At 53.2% G+C, this 16,566-nt stretch carries 17 protein-coding genes and 1 pseudogene; 5 read left to right on the top strand and 13 right to left on the bottom strand.

The features are described from left to right. Window positions 1-89 precede the first annotated feature (89 nt). Both NR164_RS29875 and NR164_RS29870 read right to left on the bottom strand, forming a co-directional pair. On the bottom strand, window positions 90-356 hold the full coding sequence (locus NR164_RS29875; RefSeq protein ID WP_046384312.1) for a DUF4404 family protein: 267 nt from the start codon (window positions 354-356) through the stop codon (window positions 90-92). A gap of 110 nt (window positions 357-466) precedes the next feature. Next, window positions 467-1,075, bottom strand: coding sequence for an HAD family phosphatase (locus NR164_RS29870; RefSeq protein WP_134939692.1), 609 nt, complete (start codon window positions 1,073-1,075; stop codon window positions 467-469). A gap of 237 nt (window positions 1,076-1,312) precedes the next feature. On the opposite strand from NR164_RS29870, the gene NR164_RS29865 reads away from it, so the two are divergent. Then, a complete protein-coding gene (locus NR164_RS29865; RefSeq protein ID WP_370737570.1) occupies window positions 1,313-1,951 on the top strand; it encodes a VacJ family lipoprotein in 639 nt (212 codons plus the stop codon). A gap of 60 nt (window positions 1,952-2,011) precedes the next feature. Here NR164_RS29865 and NR164_RS29860 read toward each other — a convergent pair whose 3' ends face one another. Next, on the bottom strand, window positions 2,012-2,308 hold the full coding sequence (locus NR164_RS29860) for a PilZ domain-containing protein (RefSeq protein WP_046384310.1): 297 nt from the start codon (window positions 2,306-2,308) through the stop codon (window positions 2,012-2,014). Window positions 2,309-2,585: 277 nt separating this feature from the next. Here NR164_RS29860 and rssB point away from each other — a divergent pair, with 277 nt between their 5' ends. Both rssB and rssC read left to right on the top strand, forming a co-directional pair. After that, window positions 2,586-3,767 carry a two-component system response regulator RssB gene (gene rssB, locus NR164_RS29855; RefSeq protein WP_017848892.1) on the top strand — a complete coding sequence of 394 codons (1,182 nt, stop codon included), beginning with the start codon at window positions 2,586-2,588 and terminating at the stop codon, window positions 3,765-3,767. Continuing rightward, window positions 3,767-4,249 carry an anti-sigma factor antagonist RssC gene (gene rssC / locus NR164_RS29850; protein WP_017848891.1) on the top strand — a complete coding sequence of 161 codons (483 nt, stop codon included), beginning with the start codon at window positions 3,767-3,769 and terminating at the stop codon, window positions 4,247-4,249. The genes rssB and rssC overlap by 1 nt, the downstream gene beginning before the upstream one ends. Window positions 4,250-4,374: 125 nt before the next feature. On the opposite strand, the gene tal is transcribed toward rssC, so the two are convergent. After that, entirely contained in the window at window positions 4,375-5,301 is a 927-nt protein-coding gene (gene tal / locus NR164_RS29845) for a transaldolase (RefSeq protein WP_017848890.1), read from the bottom strand. 208 nt (window positions 5,302-5,509) lie between these two features. Beyond that, window positions 5,510-6,496: a tRNA dihydrouridine(20/20a) synthase DusA gene (gene dusA, locus NR164_RS29840; protein WP_256823642.1), complete on the bottom strand. Its 987-nt coding sequence runs from the start codon at window positions 6,494-6,496 to the stop codon at window positions 5,510-5,512. A gap of 134 nt (window positions 6,497-6,630) precedes the next feature. Between dusA and NR164_RS29835 the strand changes: the two are divergent. Next, window positions 6,631-7,495, top strand: a pseudogene (locus NR164_RS29835) (phage portal protein); the annotation flags it as partial. A 62-nt stretch (window positions 7,496-7,557) separates the two neighbouring features. Here NR164_RS29835 and NR164_RS29830 read toward each other — a convergent pair. The 3 genes from NR164_RS29830 to NR164_RS29820 all read right to left on the bottom strand — a co-directional run bounded on the left by NR164_RS29830 (window position 7,558) and on the right by NR164_RS29820 (window position 11,036). Further along, the gene (locus tag NR164_RS29830) at window positions 7,558-9,666 is read right to left on the bottom strand and encodes a DUF262 domain-containing protein (RefSeq protein WP_256823641.1); all 2,109 of its coding nucleotides are present in this window, start codon (window positions 9,664-9,666) and stop codon (window positions 7,558-7,560) included. A gap of 325 nt (window positions 9,667-9,991) precedes the next feature. Further along, window positions 9,992-10,672 carry an SOS response-associated peptidase family protein gene (locus tag NR164_RS29825; protein WP_256823640.1) on the bottom strand — a complete coding sequence of 227 codons (681 nt, stop codon included), beginning with the start codon at window positions 10,670-10,672 and terminating at the stop codon, window positions 9,992-9,994. A 25-nt stretch (window positions 10,673-10,697) separates the two neighbouring features. Further along, complete coding sequence (locus NR164_RS29820) at window positions 10,698-11,036, bottom strand: hypothetical protein (RefSeq protein WP_256823639.1); 339 nt, start codon at window positions 11,034-11,036, stop codon at window positions 10,698-10,700. A gap of 1,454 nt (window positions 11,037-12,490) precedes the next feature. Between NR164_RS29820 and NR164_RS29815 the strand changes: the two genes are divergently transcribed. Next, window positions 12,491-13,855 (top strand): hypothetical protein, encoded by a 1,365-nt coding sequence (locus tag NR164_RS29815; RefSeq protein ID WP_256823638.1) that lies wholly within the window; start codon window positions 12,491-12,493, stop codon window positions 13,853-13,855. A 391-nt stretch (window positions 13,856-14,246) separates the two neighbouring features. Here the strand turns inward: NR164_RS29815 and NR164_RS29810 are convergent, their stop codons facing one another. The 5 genes from NR164_RS29810 to NR164_RS29790 form a co-directional block, all read right to left on the bottom strand. Then, on the bottom strand, window positions 14,247-14,462 hold the full coding sequence (locus NR164_RS29810; RefSeq protein WP_256823637.1) for a hypothetical protein: 216 nt from the start codon (window positions 14,460-14,462) through the stop codon (window positions 14,247-14,249). A gap of 310 nt (window positions 14,463-14,772) precedes the next feature. After that, entirely contained in the window at window positions 14,773-15,057 is a 285-nt protein-coding gene (locus NR164_RS29805) for a type II toxin-antitoxin system RelE/ParE family toxin (protein WP_017848888.1), read from the bottom strand. Continuing rightward, window positions 15,047-15,289: a CopG family ribbon-helix-helix protein gene (locus tag NR164_RS29800; RefSeq protein WP_017848887.1), complete on the bottom strand. Its 243-nt coding sequence runs from the start codon at window positions 15,287-15,289 to the stop codon at window positions 15,047-15,049. Before NR164_RS29800 ends, NR164_RS29805 begins: the two co-directional genes overlap by 11 nt. Before the next feature lie 90 nt (window positions 15,290-15,379). Beyond that, window positions 15,380-15,739 carry a hypothetical protein gene (locus NR164_RS29795; RefSeq protein ID WP_256823636.1) on the bottom strand — a complete coding sequence of 120 codons (360 nt, stop codon included), beginning with the start codon at window positions 15,737-15,739 and terminating at the stop codon, window positions 15,380-15,382. A gap of 85 nt (window positions 15,740-15,824) precedes the next feature. Beyond that, complete coding sequence (locus NR164_RS29790; RefSeq protein WP_256823635.1) at window positions 15,825-16,472, bottom strand: hypothetical protein; 648 nt, start codon at window positions 16,470-16,472, stop codon at window positions 15,825-15,827. Between the last annotated feature and the right edge of the window lie 94 nt (window positions 16,473-16,566).

Raw genomic sequence — 16,566 nt, 5'->3', positions numbered from 1 at the left:
CTCCGGTTTCAAACGTAAAGGATGTCTCCGGTCTGTACCGGGGCAAGCCCCCTCCCACATTTTGGTTCTGTGCTTGGTTTGGGCTCGGGTTAAATGCCGATGTTGCCCAGGGTGATCACGATATTGCGCAGCGTCCCGGCAATGCCCGGGTGGTCCAACTCGAAACCTTCTACCGCCCGGTTCACTTCGTCGGCGATGCTGGGCGGCTGGGTGGCCGGTTCCAGTTCAAGTTGTACTTCAAACTTGGCCAGCAAGGCTTCCAGCGCTTCACGTTTTTCGGCTGGCAGCGGTGGTTCCTGGTCCAGTTGCTCGCGCAGGATGTTGACCTGTTCTTGCAGTTTTTCGCGGGCAGGCATGGTGTTGTTCCTTTTATCGATAGGCACTGGCATAGACCACGGCACGCCGAGAAAGGTCTACGAGAGGAGCTGTAGATTAATCTACCGGCGCCGTCTGTGCATGATCTCAATCAGGGCTTTTCGCCTTTGAGCTGGCGCAGGCTGATGTCTGCCAGGCAGGTGCCGAGCTCGCCGAGGTGATCGATCACCGAATGCACCCCCAGCCCATACAGCGCCACGGTGGCCTTGCCGCGTTTGTATTCGCGTTGTTGGTCGGTCAGTGCCTGCCATTGCTCGGGCGCCAGGCCGCACAGCGAACCGCAGGACGCCAGGCCGATAGTCCACAGCCCGGCATTCAGGCCCGATTGCAGCAGGCGCGGCTCGCCGCTGACCAGCACGCAGCCTTCCAGGCGTTCGATGTTCAATTCCATCAAGGCTTGCCAGCATGCATGAGGGGCGGGCCAGCGGATGGAAGAGGACGATGCGGCCTTGAGCCAATCGGGCAGCGCAGCGGCCAGCGGGGTCGTCACCGAGGGCGGCAGTTCATCCAGCCAGGCGCAGGGCACGCCTTGTTCCTTGAGGCTGCGCAGGACCTTCAGCGCACCTGGCGTGGCTTCGGCGTGCGGGGAGGGTGAATCGGTGCGCGCCTGGGAACCGAAATCGACCAGGCAGCCACTCAGGCCAAACAACACGGCGGTCAAGGTGGGGGCAGTGGCGACGGCAATCTCGGCGTGAGGCATTTCGACATCCCTGAAATAGCTACGACGCTATCGGAGTGGCGTGACAAGTCCGTGACAGTTTGTAGGAATTTTGTACATTCTCCGTATGTCGTTTCCTGGCAGCTGCCTAAAAGGACACTTCCGTCATATACTGGCGCCTTATTCAGGGCATAGCGCCCATGACAGACTATTCAAGGAGCAAAAGCTATGCGCTGGAGCCACTACTTCGCTCAGTTTTCGGTGTGTGCCGTTATCCTGATGGCCCCTTTCGCCGCACAGGCCGCGTCGGAAGATGATCCATGGGAAAGCATCAACCGCCCGATCTTCACCTTCAACGACACCGTTGATACCTACGCCCTCAAACCATTGGCCCAAGGCTATCAGTTTGTGACCCCGCAATTCGTGCAGGACGGCGTGCACAACTTCTTCCGCAATATCGGCGATGTCGGCAACCTGGCCAACAACGTGCTGCAACTCAAGCCACACGCGGCCGGCGTGGATACTGCCCGCCTGTTGATGAACACCACCTTCGGCGTGCTGGGCTTTATCGACGTCGGCACCAAAATGGGGCTGCAACGCAGCGATGAAGACTTCGGCCAGACCCTCGGTTACTGGGGCGTCGGCAGCGGTCCTTACGTGATGCTGCCGCTGCTGGGCCCAAGCACCCTGCGCGACGCGCCGTCCAAATACGTGGACAGCTACACCCAACCGTACCGCTACATGAACGACATCGGCTGGCGCAACAGCACCTTCGGCCTGAACATCGTCGACACCCGTGCCAGCCTGCTCGACAGCGAGAAGTTGATCACCGGCGACAAGTACACCTTCATCCGCAACGCCTACCTGCAGAACCGCGAGTTCAAGGTCAAGGACGGCAAGGTTGTCGACGACTTCTAGGTCGAGACCTCTTGAAACGAAAAAAGGCGACCATGTGGTCGCCTTTTTTGTGCGCGGGTATTAGCGCATTTTCAGGATCTTCAGCCCCAGATGCTGGCCGTCGCCCTCGTTCCTCGCCCATACCACCTGGGTGTCCGCTTCCAGGCCCGCGAGGGCCGCGTGCTCCGACTCGATACGCACGGTCAGCAGATCGCCCACCGTGAACTGGCGAGGTGCCTGCACCTGCATGCCGGAGCTGGAGAGGTCCACGCAAACCCCGTCAATTTCTTGCCCGGCATGGATCAAAGAGACATTGGCATCCACTCGCATGCGGATGAAATCGCGCTTTTCAGCGTAGTCGCGCTCGTGTTCGCTCACAGCTTCCATCCTTACTTTGTGTTGTGGTGATGGCTGTTCTTATAACTCCCGGTGATTTGCGATGTAAAGACGTTCGGCGACCATCGGCATGAGCTTGAAACCCCTGTCGGATGGGAGTACCGTCTGCGCCTTAGAAGGGCACCTCTGCTTTACCTTTGTGCGTGGGCAAAAAGCCTATGCTTTGTAGGACAGAGAGGCTAGAAAGCGAATCCAGTAGCGTGAGCCCGGCCATTGCCGAGCCGCCTACGCCAACCTAATTCTGGCGCCGTTTGCCCACATGCCAAAAACCAGTGCCACGCTGCTGATAATCGATGACGACGAAGTTGTGCGCGCAAGCCTTGCGGCCTATTTGGAAGACAGTGGCTTCAGCGTCCTGCAGGCCAGCAATGGCCAACAGGGTCTCCAGGTATTCGAGCGCGACAAGCCCGACCTCGTGATCTGCGATCTGCGCATGCCCCAGATGGGCGGCCTCGAACTGATTCGCCAGGTGACCGAGCTTGCTCCGCAGACGCCGGTGATTGTCGTGTCCGGTGCCGGGGTGATGAACGATGCTGTCGAGGCCCTGCGCCTGGGCGCCGCCGACTACCTGATCAAGCCCCTTGAAGACCTGGCGGTGCTGGAGCACTCGGTGCGCCGCGCCCTGGATCGCGCACGCCTGCTGGTGGAAAACCAGCGCTACCGCGAAAAGCTCGAAACCGCCAACCGCGAACTTGAAGCCAGCCTGAACCTGCTCCAGGAAGACCAGAACGCCGGTCGCCAGGTGCAGATGAACATGCTGCCGGTCAGCCCGTGGACCATCGATGAGTTCAAGTTTGCGCACCAGATCATCCCGTCGCTGTATCTGTCGGGTGATTTTGTCGACTATTTCCGCGTAGATGAGCGGCGGGTGGCGTTTTATCTGGCCGACGTGTCCGGCCACGGCGCGTCCTCGGCATTTGTCACCGTGTTGTTGAAGTTCATGACCACACGGCTGCTGTTCGAATCCAAGCGCAATGGCACCTTGCCGGAGTTCACCCCCTCCGAGGTGCTGGGCCACATCAACCGAGGCCTGATCAGCTGCAAGCTGGGCAAGCACGTGACGATGGTGGGCGGCGTGATTGATGAAGAAACCGGTCTTTTGACCTACAGCATCGGCGGTCACCTGCCGATGCCGGTTTTATACACTCCTGACAGTGTGCGCTACCTGGAAGGGCGTGGTCTGCCCGTCGGCTTGTTCAATGAAGCCACCTACGAAGACCACATCCTGGAGCTGCCGCCGACCTTCAGCCTGACGCTGATGTCCGATGGCATCCTCGACCTTCTTCCAGAGCCTACACTCAAAGAGAAAGAAGCCGCCTTGCCCCAACGGGTCAAGTCGGCGGGCGGCAGCCTGGATGGCCTGCGGCAGGTTTTTGGATTGGCCACGCTAGGGGAGATGCCGGATGATATCGCCCTATTGGTGTTGAGCAGGAATCTTTGATGAGTACCGGAAGAATCCAATTCGCCGAGCAAGACGGGACGTTTGTCCTGAAGTTTGTCGGTGAAGTGCGCCTGACCTTGTGTTCGGCGCTGGATGCAACGATTGAGCGGATCTTCACAGCGCTGAATTTCTCGGCGATCGTGATCGATCTGACCGAAACCCGCAGCATCGATAGCACCACGCTTGGGCTGTTGGCCAAGTTGTCCATTCTGTCTCGGCAGAAGGTCGGCCTGTTGCCCACTGTCGTCACCACCCACGAAGACATCACCCGTCTGCTGCAATCCATGGGCTTCGATCAAGTGTTCAACATCGTTGACCGCCCGATCCCCTGCCCGGAATGTCTGACCGACCTGCCGTCCCAGGACCAATCCGAGGAAATCGTGCGGATCAAGGTGCTGGAAGCGCACAAAATCCTGATGGGCTTGAACGAGTCCAACCGCGAAGCCTTCCACGACCTCGTCAACGCCCTCGAACGCCACTGACACTCCCCAGGTGTGGGAGGGGGCTTGCTCCCGAATGCCCCAGACCTGTCAGTACATGCCTAACGGATTGACACAAAAAAAGGGCGGAACCCTCACAGGTCCCGCCCTTTTTGCTGCCGCCGCTGTTACAGCTTGGCAGCCAGCAACGCCTCCAGCTTCTCCTGGTCGCGGGCAAACTGACGAATCCCCTCGGCCAGCTTCTCGGTCGCCATCGCATCCTCGTTGGACTCCCAACGGAACTGCGCTTCAGTCAGATGCACCCGCGCTTCACCGGCATGGCCTGGCGACAACTTGCGCTCCAGCTTGCCAGTATCGGCCGCCAGTTTCTCCAGCAGGTCCGGGCTGATGGTCAGGCGATCACAGCCGGCCAGCTCTTCGATCTGGCTCAGGTTGCGGAAACTCGCCCCCATCACCACGGTCTTGTAGCCATTGGCCTTGTAGTAGTTGTAGATGCGCGTCACCGACTGCACGCCCGGATCGTCTGCGCCGGTGTAGTCGTTGCCGTTGGCTTTCTTGTACCAGTCGTAGATACGGCCCACGAACGGCGAAATCAGGAACACGCCCGCTTCGGCACAGGCCACGGCCTGGGCGAAGGAGAACAGCAGCGTCAGGTTGGTCTGGATGCCTTCTTTTTCCAGCTTCTCCGCCGCGCGGATGCCTTCCCAGGTGGACGCGATCTTGATCAGCACGCGATCACGGCCAACCCCGGCTTTTTCGTACAGGTCGATCAGACGGTGCGCGCGCTTGAGTACGGCGTCAGTGTCGAACGACAGGCGCGCATCCACCTCGGTGGAGATACGACCGGGCACCACTTTCAGGATCTCTTGACCCACCGCCACCGCAAAACGGTCGCTGGCCAGGCCGACATCACCGTTGCAGTCCTTCACGCACTCATCCAGCAACTTGGCATAGCCCGGGATCGACGCGGCCTTGAGCAGCAGGGAAGGGTTGGTGGTGGCATCTTGCGGCTTGAGATTGGCGAGGGCCGCAAAATCGCCGGTATCGGCGACGACGGTGGTGAACTGTTTGAGTTGTTCCAGCTTGGAAGTCATGAGCGTGCTCTGTCCTATGGGTCTGATGACATTACCCGAGCGCTGGCAGGCGCTCAAGGGCGCAAATGCGTTCGATCGTTTGCGAGGGCAACAACCTGAAAACAGCCGTTTGAATGACTGGCCTTGCTGGTAAATAGGAGGGCAAAATCGCCCGCAGGTTCAACCCGACAGCCCGATGAACACTGCGATCAACCTGTGGGCGCCGGTTTCAGCGGCCCTCCAACAACTCCGCCGCCTGATCCAGCAACGCCAGCGGGTCACTCGCTTTATGAATATCCACCGACAACAACTGCCGGAACTTGCGCGCCCCAGGGAAACCCGTGCCCAACCCCAGCACATGCCGCGTAATGTGATGCATCGAGCCACCGCTTGCCAAATGCTCCGCGATATAAGGCCGCAACTGCGCCAACGCCTCTGCCCGACTGATCACCGGCCGCGTGCTGCCAAACAACTGCTGATCCACCTCCGCCAGTAAATACGGATTGTGATAAGCCTCCCGGCCCAGCATCACCCCGTCAAACGTCTGCAAATGCTCATGGCACTGCTCCAGCGTCTTGATCCCGCCGTTGAGAATAATCTCCAACTCGGCAAAATCCCGCTTCAACTGCGCCGCCACGTCATAACGCAACGGCGGAATGTCGCGATTCTCCTTCGGCGACAACCCCTCCAGAATCGCAATCCGCGCATGCACGGTAAAACTGGTACACCCCGCGTCCTTCACCTGCCCGACGAAATCGCACAATTGCGCATAACTGTCCCGCCCATTGATCCCGATACGGTGCTTCACCGTCACCGGAATCGACACCGCATCGCGCATCGCCTTCACGCAATCCGCCACCAACGCCGGATGGCCCATCAGACACGCGCCGATCATATTGTTCTGCACCCGATCGCTGGGGCAGCCGACGTTCAGGTTCACTTCATCGTAACCGGCAGCCTCGGCCATACGGGCACAAGCGGCCAAATCGGCGGGAACACTGCCGCCCAGTTGGAGGGAGAGCGGGTGCTCGGCGTCGTTGTGGCGCAGGAAGCGCTCGTGATCGCCGTGGAGGATCGCGCCGGTGGTGACCATCTCGGTGTAGAGCAGGGCATGTTTGGAGAGCAGGCGCAGGAAGAACCGGCAGTGGCGGTCGGTCCAGTCCATCATCGGGGCGACAGAGAAACGGCGGGAGAGTGGAGCAGTTTGTAGGGACATTGGCAATCTGAGTTAACGAGGCGAATGGTGCAGTTTATCAGGGATGTCTCTTAGGTGTCGGGGAGGTGTATTCCGTGCTCTTCACCACTTCGAGGGGGGGGCGTTGCCGTGTGTGGAATATGCCGGGGTCGCGCCCAATTTTACTGGACGGTCTGGCGCGGTCGGTGGGTTCTAGCGTGCATCCGCATTCTGGGCTGATGTTCAGGCGCAACCTTTTAAGCAAGACCTTTATCCCACATTCGGTTGCTTTCGCACTCGGCATGCGAACAGTTCGCCCTGGACTTCCTGTGCCTGGGCAACGGCTATCTGGAAGGGCGGCGCTCGATGCTCGGCCCGGTGCGCGAGCTGGTACCGCCGCTGGCGAAGTACATGCGCTCGGGCAAGGATGGTCGGCAGTTCATGGTGCAGGGCTGGAAGGAAGAACACGAATTTGAGCCGGGCACCGTTTTCCATCTGCGGGAGGCGGATCTGCACCAGGAAGTGTACGGCCTGCCCGAGTGGATCAGCGCCTTGCAGTCGGCGTTGCTGAATGAGTCGGCCACGCTGTTTCGGCGCAAGTACTACGAAAACGGTAGTCATGCCGGCTTCATCCTCTACATGACCGACGCCGCGCAGAACGAAGCGGACGTCGACTCCCTGCGCAAGGCGCTCAAGGATTCAAAGGGGCCAGGCAACTTCCGCAAACTGTTCGTGTACTCGCCGAACGGGAAAAAAGACGGGCTGCAGATCATTCCGGTCAGCGAAGTGACGGCCAAGGACGAGTTCAACTCGATCAAAAACCAGGCCCGCGACGACGTGCTGGCCAGCTTGCGCATCCCGCGGCAGTTGATGGGTATCGTGCCGCAGAACGCGGGTGGGTTTGGGTCGATCAGGGACGCGGCGCAGATTTATGCGGCCAATGAGCTGGAGCCGATTCAGGCGCGTATGGCGCAGGTGAATGATTGGCTTGGTGAAGAAGTTGTTAAATTTAAGCCCTACGAAATCGCAGTATCTAGTTGAATGTAACTGTACAAGGTTGATTAGGTGGAAGAGTCAACCTTGTACACTGATATTGTAGTCGGTCAAAATTCTATTTGGTCGTCTCTCTCTTCGACGCGTTCATCGGGAGCAGATGGGACAGGAAGCTTATGATCTACAACTGAAGCAATATCAGTTTTTTCATAAGCTAAAACAAATCTGAGACCAAGCACATCCATTTTTTTGGACGCATCTCCAATTTTTAACGCCCACCTACGCTCCATAAATGACAGTAGATAAACGCCCCTTCTCAATATTTCTACGGCGGTCCAATTTTCGCAAGATGAGACTTGGATTTCAGAAAGGCAGCCATAGCGGAATCCGACTTGGTTGCTTTCTGAACCCTTTTTCTCTTCAAATGATTTATTGCTTAGTGATGCGTTTTTTGCATGTGAAACAGGGAGTAAGTTTCCAAGAGAATTTTTAAGCATGTTTCTCTCTTTGACAGTATAGCCCTTGTCATTTATTGCGGTTATCCAACTTGAGGATGCCGGTTTCTGAGGGTATATGTGCTCTACGGTTTTGTGGTCTTTGTTAAAGTGCTCTCTGCTTGTATCTTCTGACCATTTCAATAACTGTCTTGTTGTCTTTGATGCTTGGCGTAAATCTTGCTCGTACTCAAACATGAAGTAGCGTAATTGCTTCCAGCTGTAGTAGCCGCTATTTAAGTTTTTTCCAATATTTTTTATTGCATCAGGAAAATCTTTGGATTTTATAAATTTGTCTGAAGGCTCGCTAAGCGTTTTTGTTAATTCACCAACAGAAATTTTCCCTGAAAATACTTTGCCTGCCAGATCAATGATGTTGACGTCAAAATAGTAAGAGCGGAGTTTTAATAAAAAGCCAAATCGTTCGATCGTAGTTAATAGCTCTTCACGCTCTGTACCTTTGTCATAGGTATGAAGCGAGGCGGTGCAGAGCATGAATAAGTCACCATTGCCAAGCCTATTAATTTGACTTAGCCTTACCTTCTCAAAATCACTCCAGTGTCCATCCTCAGGATGAGCAGTCTGATAGTATGTTTTAACAAGTGATTTGATACTTTGAGAGTAGTCGAAAACAGTTTCGATGTTAAGCGGCTTCATTTCAGACTCTTGAATGCCGTCCTCAGGTTCGAGCTCTTCAGCACAATCCTCTGCTCTTTGTTTGGCGGCATTTAGCCTTTTTGGGGTAAAAAATTCATCGAGTAAATAGTCTTTATACTCGTCGCCGTAGGCTATGTATCTGCGATATTGATAGGGTGAATTAAAGTTGTCTTCTAGTTTGTCACCAAAATAGCTTATAAAGTGAGTTCTCAGAAACTCATCATCTAGCGTGGGTTTATTTATTTTTCCCAAATAATGATAAATGGATTTCCAGCTTTCGTTGATCGCCTTTCGCAGATGTATGCTTTCCGATTTCTCTACTTCAAATTTTGTAGAAAGGTAAATCAATCTATTTTTTAATAGTTCTAGATGCGAAAGCGGTTTGCCTCTGTTGTTCATTGTTTCAAAGGTGACGAAAACATCTAAGTCTTTTTCAATGTAGAATATATTGAATTGAAGGTGCTGAGTTAAGGTTGTAAATATGTATTCGAGGTCGTCTTTTGTAATGTTTTTTATTTTTTCTGCGAAAAATTCTTTGGCGGCTTTCAGGTTTTTTGTATAGATGGTTTCTTCGGTGGTAGAGTGGTTTACAGACGTATCACCAAAAACGACTTGTTTCAAAAATTCGTGGCTTGGGTTGTCTTTCTCATAGCCAAATATGTATGAGCGAGATATTCCTTTGCCCTTGGGTTCGCAAATATATTTCTTTCGTATGTCGTTTTTTTCAGTATAGTTTAGTAGTTCGCTGTCATCGATTGAATCAAGTATGCATTGTAGAAGTATTATTGCGGTGGTCAATCGCTGTTGTCCGTCAACTACATACATAGGGCTGTAGTGTTTGGATTCTATAATCCATATGTCATCTTCCCACGTTGCATAGTTCTCAGGGTTGACGGGTTCTAGTGTTAGCACACCAGTGTAATGGCTTTTTCCGTCTGGAAGCTGCTCTATGTCATTCCAGAAATCTTTAAGATGTTTGGCTTCCCAGGAGTATCCGCGTTGATAGTCTGGGATTCTGAAAATTATTTCTGAGAAAATTTTAGATAGCGATTTTAACTCCGATTGCATATTATTCTCCCTTGATTTTTATAAGAGCTTCTCGCCATCTGAATAAGTAAAGTTACCGTTGCGATGACGCAACTGAGCTGACTCTATCAAACTTAGCCTATGACCGCCGCAAAAATCTAGCAGTGAGTGAACACTGACCGGCCTAGCTGGCGGATTTTTTTCTATACTTTGAGTGCTTTGAAAGCGTATACCTGAACGCGCGCAGGGTTTCATTTCGGAACGGTGGGGATGCGGTAAATAACGGCGAATCAACACTCGGGCAAAGCGGAGGTACGCGGAGCGTTGGTGACCCTAAATTAGGAGCCACCAGCACTGGCTTGCTTTTCTAAAGCACTGGCTCGAGCAAACTGGCGTCCTTGTTTCTCACGTTGCCTACGGCGGTGCTAACCCTGAACCACTCAAAGGTCTCGGTCCGCTCGCCCTGATACAACACCATCTGCTCTGCGCGCTCTTTTGACGTTGCCGGGTCCCGCCATTCGCGTGCAAGGTCCGGCGTCAGTACCACGGGCCTTCGGTCGTGAATGTCCACCATGCCACCAACGCTATCGGCAGTGATGATCACAAAACCGTCATGCTCGCCAGGACCTTCATCGGCGTTTAGTAGTTGGCCGATAGCTGCGCACAGGATCGGCTCACCATCCCGCCTGCGGATCAAATATGGCTGTTTCTTCGGACCTTCGTCATCCACCCATTCAAACCAGTTGTCGATGGGCGTGATTGCCCGGTGCGGCCAGATTGCCCTGAAGAACGGTCCGTGGGCGACCTTCTCGACGCGAGCATTGATAGGCGCGGCGCGGTCCTTCGCCCAATGTGGCCTCCATCCCCACCGAACCGCATCAGCGTGCAGCAGCTCGCCCCGCAAGTGCAGTAACGCCACTTGGGTCGTCGGGGCCACGTTATATCTCTCAATTGGCTGATCACCCACGGAGTTGGCCAGGGCGTTAGGCATGCTCAGTGCCGCAACAAAGTCGTGGATTCCCCGGTACTGCGACAGTCTTCCGCACATGGCCAAGCCCTCCTTCCGTTTCATCTTAGACAATCGTGGTAGGTCGAGGTCTCATTTCACTGACGATTCGCTTCAGGCCTTCGGCTTCACGCTGACTTACCCGGAGTGACGTGGTTAGGCTGTCGATCTGCTTTCGCATCTCAGCCGCTTCGCTGCCCCTCTGACGGAGGTATCCAGCGAACTCTGTGTTTTTGGTGTGAGCATCGAGCAGCATTTGGCTGATGCCGAAAACATCTTCCCGCGCTTTGCGTAATTGCACGTTCAGCTCCTGGATCTCGTTCTCCAGTAGGCGACAGTGCTGTCGGTACATTTGCAGCGGAGTGGGGAGGCCAAGCCACCCGAAGGTGTCTTCATCATTGTTCATGGGTGCGAATCAAGTGCTGTATACGCATACAGTAAATCAGGTTTGACCAGGACGCGATGTGAGGCGACGAGCTGCAGGCGGGAGAGGAAGGGGGGCCGGAAAAGTCGGCTGTGATAGATGAATGTTCGCGCTTCAGTTGCATTAAAAAAACCAGTAAAAACATAGCATTTGCACGGGGCACGGCAAACATAAAGGGCTGTCCGACCCAATAGATACGGGGCTTTCTGACCAGCGTTAGGTACTCAGCCGCCCACCGACGAAGCAACACCCAGGCCTACCGCATCAGGTCGGGGGTTTGACGTGCTACATCGGGGCAGAGGCGTGCTTCATCACCCGGCGCGCGCCGTCGTCCCCCCACCTCGCCTGCGGGCTAAATGGGTCGTTTTTTCTGCGCACCTGCGTACCAATCTCGACGGCGTAGGCTGGGGGCTTGCTTGGCGTTTTAGAGGGGGCAGAACACCTGCGTAACCCTGCGAAGGTGGATGTTTTTGGCAACGCTCATAAGCACGCACACACAGCTGAATTCAGTAGGGGCCTCGGGAAAAAGGTTAGTTTTTTTTGAGGGGGGTGTTGTAACTTGGAAGGCCCGTGTTTGTTGGGCTTGAGACCTAACTTTGGTGGGTTAGGTTGGGTTAGGTCAAAGGTAAGTAATTCATAAGCTGTTGTTTTTAAAAGAATTAATATATTTAATATTTAACAATAATAAAGGTTAGGAAATAACCAGACCTAACCAAAAAGCTAACCTTGCCAACCATTCGAAAAGCCATAACAAACAAGGCTTTCAAGGCGCTCTGAAAAAAACTAACCAACCTAACCTCTTTCCCGTGGGTCAACATGAAAACGCGAAAGGTGCCTAGGGCGGACTGCTTTTGAAGCTGTGTGCGGCATTGCGCAGTACTCACGACCTTTGCGTTCACGCGCCCACACTCTCGCTCAAACAGCGTCAGATATTTACGTTTACATGGGATGTTGGGATCGGGGCGACAGGCACTGGCGATCAGTACCATGGCGCAACCGTGCGGATATGGTTTTTGTCGGCCAGACCAGGGCTAACTCAGGAGGGGGCTGATAGCGACAAGTCTCTCGTCCTTAGCGATCATGCTCAGCCATTATCAATGGGTAATGGTAGATCAGGCTCCCGGGGGCTGGTTTCCGCCAAGCGCAAAAAAGCCCGCCGGAGCGGGCCTTGATGTGGGGGGCCATTGAGCATAGGGCGCGTTATTCGCATTCAGCCGAAGGCAGACTTTTTAGTGACCTGAAGGCCTCGTCCTAGTCACTCTCCTCCCGCGCATCCTCTTGATGCGCCTACGTTCAATAGAAAATTCAACACGCCCGCAGTGGCATTGAGCCATACTCACGATGTCACTCAAAGACTCAGCCAACGCACTGCTTGGCACCAGTGCAATTTCTCAATGGATGCTTTTGTTATCAATCAACGGACTAAAGGTTAACTTATGCAATCTCTAGCAGCCTATTTACTTGAACGAACTGTAAACTCTGAAGATGAAAAAATATCATTACTAGTAGAAACTAGAAAACACTTAAACAATTGGCTTAAAGAAAAAGGCGTTGCAGACCCTGCTGGCAATTCGGGAGAATTCATATCCGTAAGCTCATCTGAAACCGGCAACTATAAGCGCGAGACTGCTGTAAGCAACGATGAAATACTGGAGCAAGTAAAGCTTGAAGAGTCACCTAGAAACAATCAAGTATTCTTTACAAACGTAGCGTTCGCCACATCCAAAACAAAATTTTTTGTATACATCACACTTTCAGCTACTACCAAAACCAGCATCATCTCCCCAATTTCTATTGATGCTAGATGCCCATCAATTCTGCGTGACATCTTAAGAAGCAGTAATCAATGGAAGGTAGGCAGTTATCTAGTACCCCATGGTGACCGCGTACAAATAAAAGGCGATGAAAAAGGCCTCGAACTAGCGCACTATTTAAAGTCAAGCACGCGAATTTTTCCAGTGGTGGTGGTTTCCGAATATGAAGGAGACCAAATTTGGAAAGGTCTTGGCCGAAAGATTGCCCATGACCTTGCTGGCCTTGCACAAATTTACGAAGTGGATGATAAAGCCTCTTGGGCTATTACAGATGTAATTGAAAAGCAAAACTCTTGTTATAGCGGTGCCATAAGGCTTTATTGGCCGAACAATGGATCAAGCTCAGTTGATCAGTTCCATGGAACCGTATGGACGCCATACAAATTACTATCTAATGATAAGGATGGGGAAGCAGAAGCTAGATTTCGCAAACAAATCCGCCGACGTGTCATGAGTGTATCTGCACTTACTATTCTACCACCAAAAGAAATTCATGAAATTCAGAGCAATAGTGCTCGTAAGCGGCTAACCGATTTAGAAGGTAAAGCATCGTCCTCTGATGAATTAGTAGAGTTGGCACAATCATATCTCGATGATGCCGATACCCTCAGAGCTGAAAACACAGAGCTTCAAGAAAAACTAGCTTTAGCGATAACCCGCGCAGAGAATGCGGAAGCGATCGCTGAGAATATTTCAAAACCACTGCAAGAGTTTGACACCGACACCCCCATAGAAAACGATGATGATGAACAAGACCGTTCTCTGCCCGAGCCAGGAGAGATTAGATACTACAAAAAAGTGCGTAACACTCCTTCTCATGATCTTCTAACGCACGTCGCTGACTGTAAGCATTCGAGTTGGCAAGCCGCTCACAAAGCTGAAAAAGCGAAGAAAGGACTGGAAAAACTTGAAGGTGTCAGCAATTGGGATGTGATGCACCATTGCGGAACGTGTAAGGGGGGCGGAATGTGGAGAGTTAAATGGTGATAACCGTCACCTAAATTTACTAGCCATTATATAAGGATCGAAGACTTGCTCAATTGCGAGTCTTTGACGCACGTAACCGTGGTTGCAAATCGATCCGCTCTTTCAGGCGCTCCGAATGCCTGTTTCTCAAAATAGACGCACGTGGGCCAATTTGACGCCAGCTCTCTGCTATTGCCCCACACACTCAGTTACAGCCTCTACTTTACGCACCAGAATAGAACGCCAGTCCCATGGTGGTCCCATGGGGCTATTTTTTGGACGCCAAAAAACCACAAACCCCCGACTTTCTCTAGTAAAATCATGGGTTTGTGTTTTCAGAATGTGGCGGTGAAGGAGAGATTCGAACGCCCGATACGTGTGAAGGCTCTATCTGCCTTGTAGGTAAATTTATTTAATGGAAATCCGGCTTCCTCAGCCTGGTTAAGCCTTGTTTGATGTGACCTGCATTATCACCCAGCGTGTGGAGAGAGCCACGGACGTTCCCCCCGGTCGTCAATTCGCCACGCTCCTCTGTCCATAACACCAGCTCCATTATTGCCGCCTCTAATGCCAGCTGGTTCTCATACATCCTTTCCAGCACGTCCGCCAGTGAGTACTCGCTCGCCATCAATGTCGTCCTGGTTCGTAAAGCTTGAAGCATAGAAGCGCATATGCGCGAAGCTGATAGGTGGGAAGAACTGACGTGCTTGGCGGGGGCAGTGGTACGAAAGTGGTACTAGTATTTTTATGGTGCGCTACAAGGCACGTATTAAAAGGTCTGTAGAATTAGTAGGTTCAATCCATCATGGGGGCGACGGAGAAGCGGCGGGAGAAGAGGGTGGTTTGTAGGGGCATGGGGGATCTGAGTTTGCGGGGCGAATGGGGCGTAGTTTATCAGGGATGGATCTTGGGTGTGCTGGAGGTGTGTTCCGCGGCATTCACCACTTCGAACGGGGACGTTGCCGTGTGTGGAATACGCCGAGGATCTGCAGACGATCACCGCGTATGCGATAGGGGATCAGATAAGACCAATTGGGTACTGCCCATTCGCGCGTGTTTGTGACTCGACCTTCACGGCCCATAGAGGGAAACTGCGCCAGTTTGTCGACGCTGGCGAAAATGGCATCGGAGAAGTCGTCAGCTGCTTTGGGGTTTTCGAGAGCTATATAGTTTGCTTCGTCTTCCAGATTTTTGAGTGCTTTTTCAAGCCACTCAACCCGCATTCCGGCTCCAGCGCCTGGCGCGCATGGCTGCTACCTGGTCATCGGTGGCAAATTTGCCCTGGTCGGCTTCTTTCACCGCCAGCTCAATTTGAGCGGTTAGCGTTTTTTCGTGCTCGATGTAGTCGCGGAGGACGTCCATCGCCAGGTAGGTCGCAGTCTGGCCGTTGGTTTTGGCCAGGTCGGCGAGAGAGTTGGACAGATCTTCCGGCAGGTTTAGGGATATCCCGGTCATGACAGCCTCGAAGGTGGAAGGTTATGGAGCATCTTACACCGTGGAACGCTGGGTTGAATCAGCAGGTCGTCGTGAGGTGTGGCTGGGCTTTTACTCTGCCAGCTCGAAGCCGGGTGCCGGGTATCGTAGTCTGACTTCGATATCGGCAAAATAATTAGCAGGTGATGAGGCGGCTTTTTGCTGTCTGGTGATTAGCTTTTTTTCAGCGATGTTATAAATAAATCTGTCCCCTTTTCGCCAGTGGTTATCAAGAAGGGTGAACGGATTACTGTTTATCTGGGCAACCAATCTATCTGGATCTACAGCAACCAACAGTTGGCCATCTGGGCCGCGCTCATCCGTCCAGACCACTGCGCGCACGATTTCGCCGAATTTACCCGCCTGGTGTCGCTGCTCAGCCTCTTCTGCCCATTTGAGGGCGGCGGGCGTCTCTTGCATAAAATCAGACATGGAGTCCCTACCTTCCTATGTAGCGTGCCAAAAGAACAAGATAGTCGCTACCGCCCCCAATTCTAGAGACTTTTCCACCAGCGGCTCAGGTGAACCAGTTTCTCGGGTTTAAGCGATGCCATCGTTTGTGTTCTTGTCGGGGGGCAGTGGCGAATCCAGAGAGCCATTTTTCATAGTCTTCATCCTTTGGGATCCATCCTTCTTGGCGCGGGTTTTCAAAGTTGAGGGTGGATATGCGCGGCGGATCGCCTCTCAATCGAGATCTATAGCGTTTGCTGAGCGCTTCGCCGTGGTCGCGCAAGTCATCGCACAACTTGATGCAGAAGAAAATTACGTCGTCCGTATAGAGAGAAATTGCTTTTACGGTCCCTTCATATTCTTGATTCGTGTGTCTACCGTCGTAGCGCAAGCCCAGATACATATGCTCAAAGGTAGCTCCCTCTGGAAACTTCTTGTCCTTGAACGCCCTAATAAGCTCGTTTCTGCGAGATATGGCGCCGTTCAAGTGTGTCACTGCATTGGCTAGTGCGGTTACAGCAGGAATTGCTCGACCCACAATAAGCAGACGACTCAACACTATTTCCTGAAGAGGTACCACAGGAGGGGATATTTCCTGGAAAAACAATAGATTAGGACTCAATTCCAGAGGTGTTTCGGCTTCAATCTCACCACTGAGAATTTTTTCTTTGTGCGTCTGAACACGTCTTTGATCCTCATCATAGGAATCCTTCAAGTCTGGACTTGCCCCTACAAAACCGGACACCAACTCCCTGTTAAATTGATGCTGCCGCCAAGCGCCTGAACTCCCTCGGCGAGCGATAGTTCAA

The organism is Pseudomonas sp. Pse79 (assembly GCF_024519615.1).
In the GTDB taxonomy this organism is placed as follows: domain Bacteria; phylum Pseudomonadota; class Gammaproteobacteria; order Pseudomonadales; family Pseudomonadaceae; genus Aquipseudomonas; species Aquipseudomonas veronii.
The sequence above is the reverse complement of the archived record's forward strand: the minus strand, read 5'-3'. Positions and strand labels throughout refer to the sequence as shown.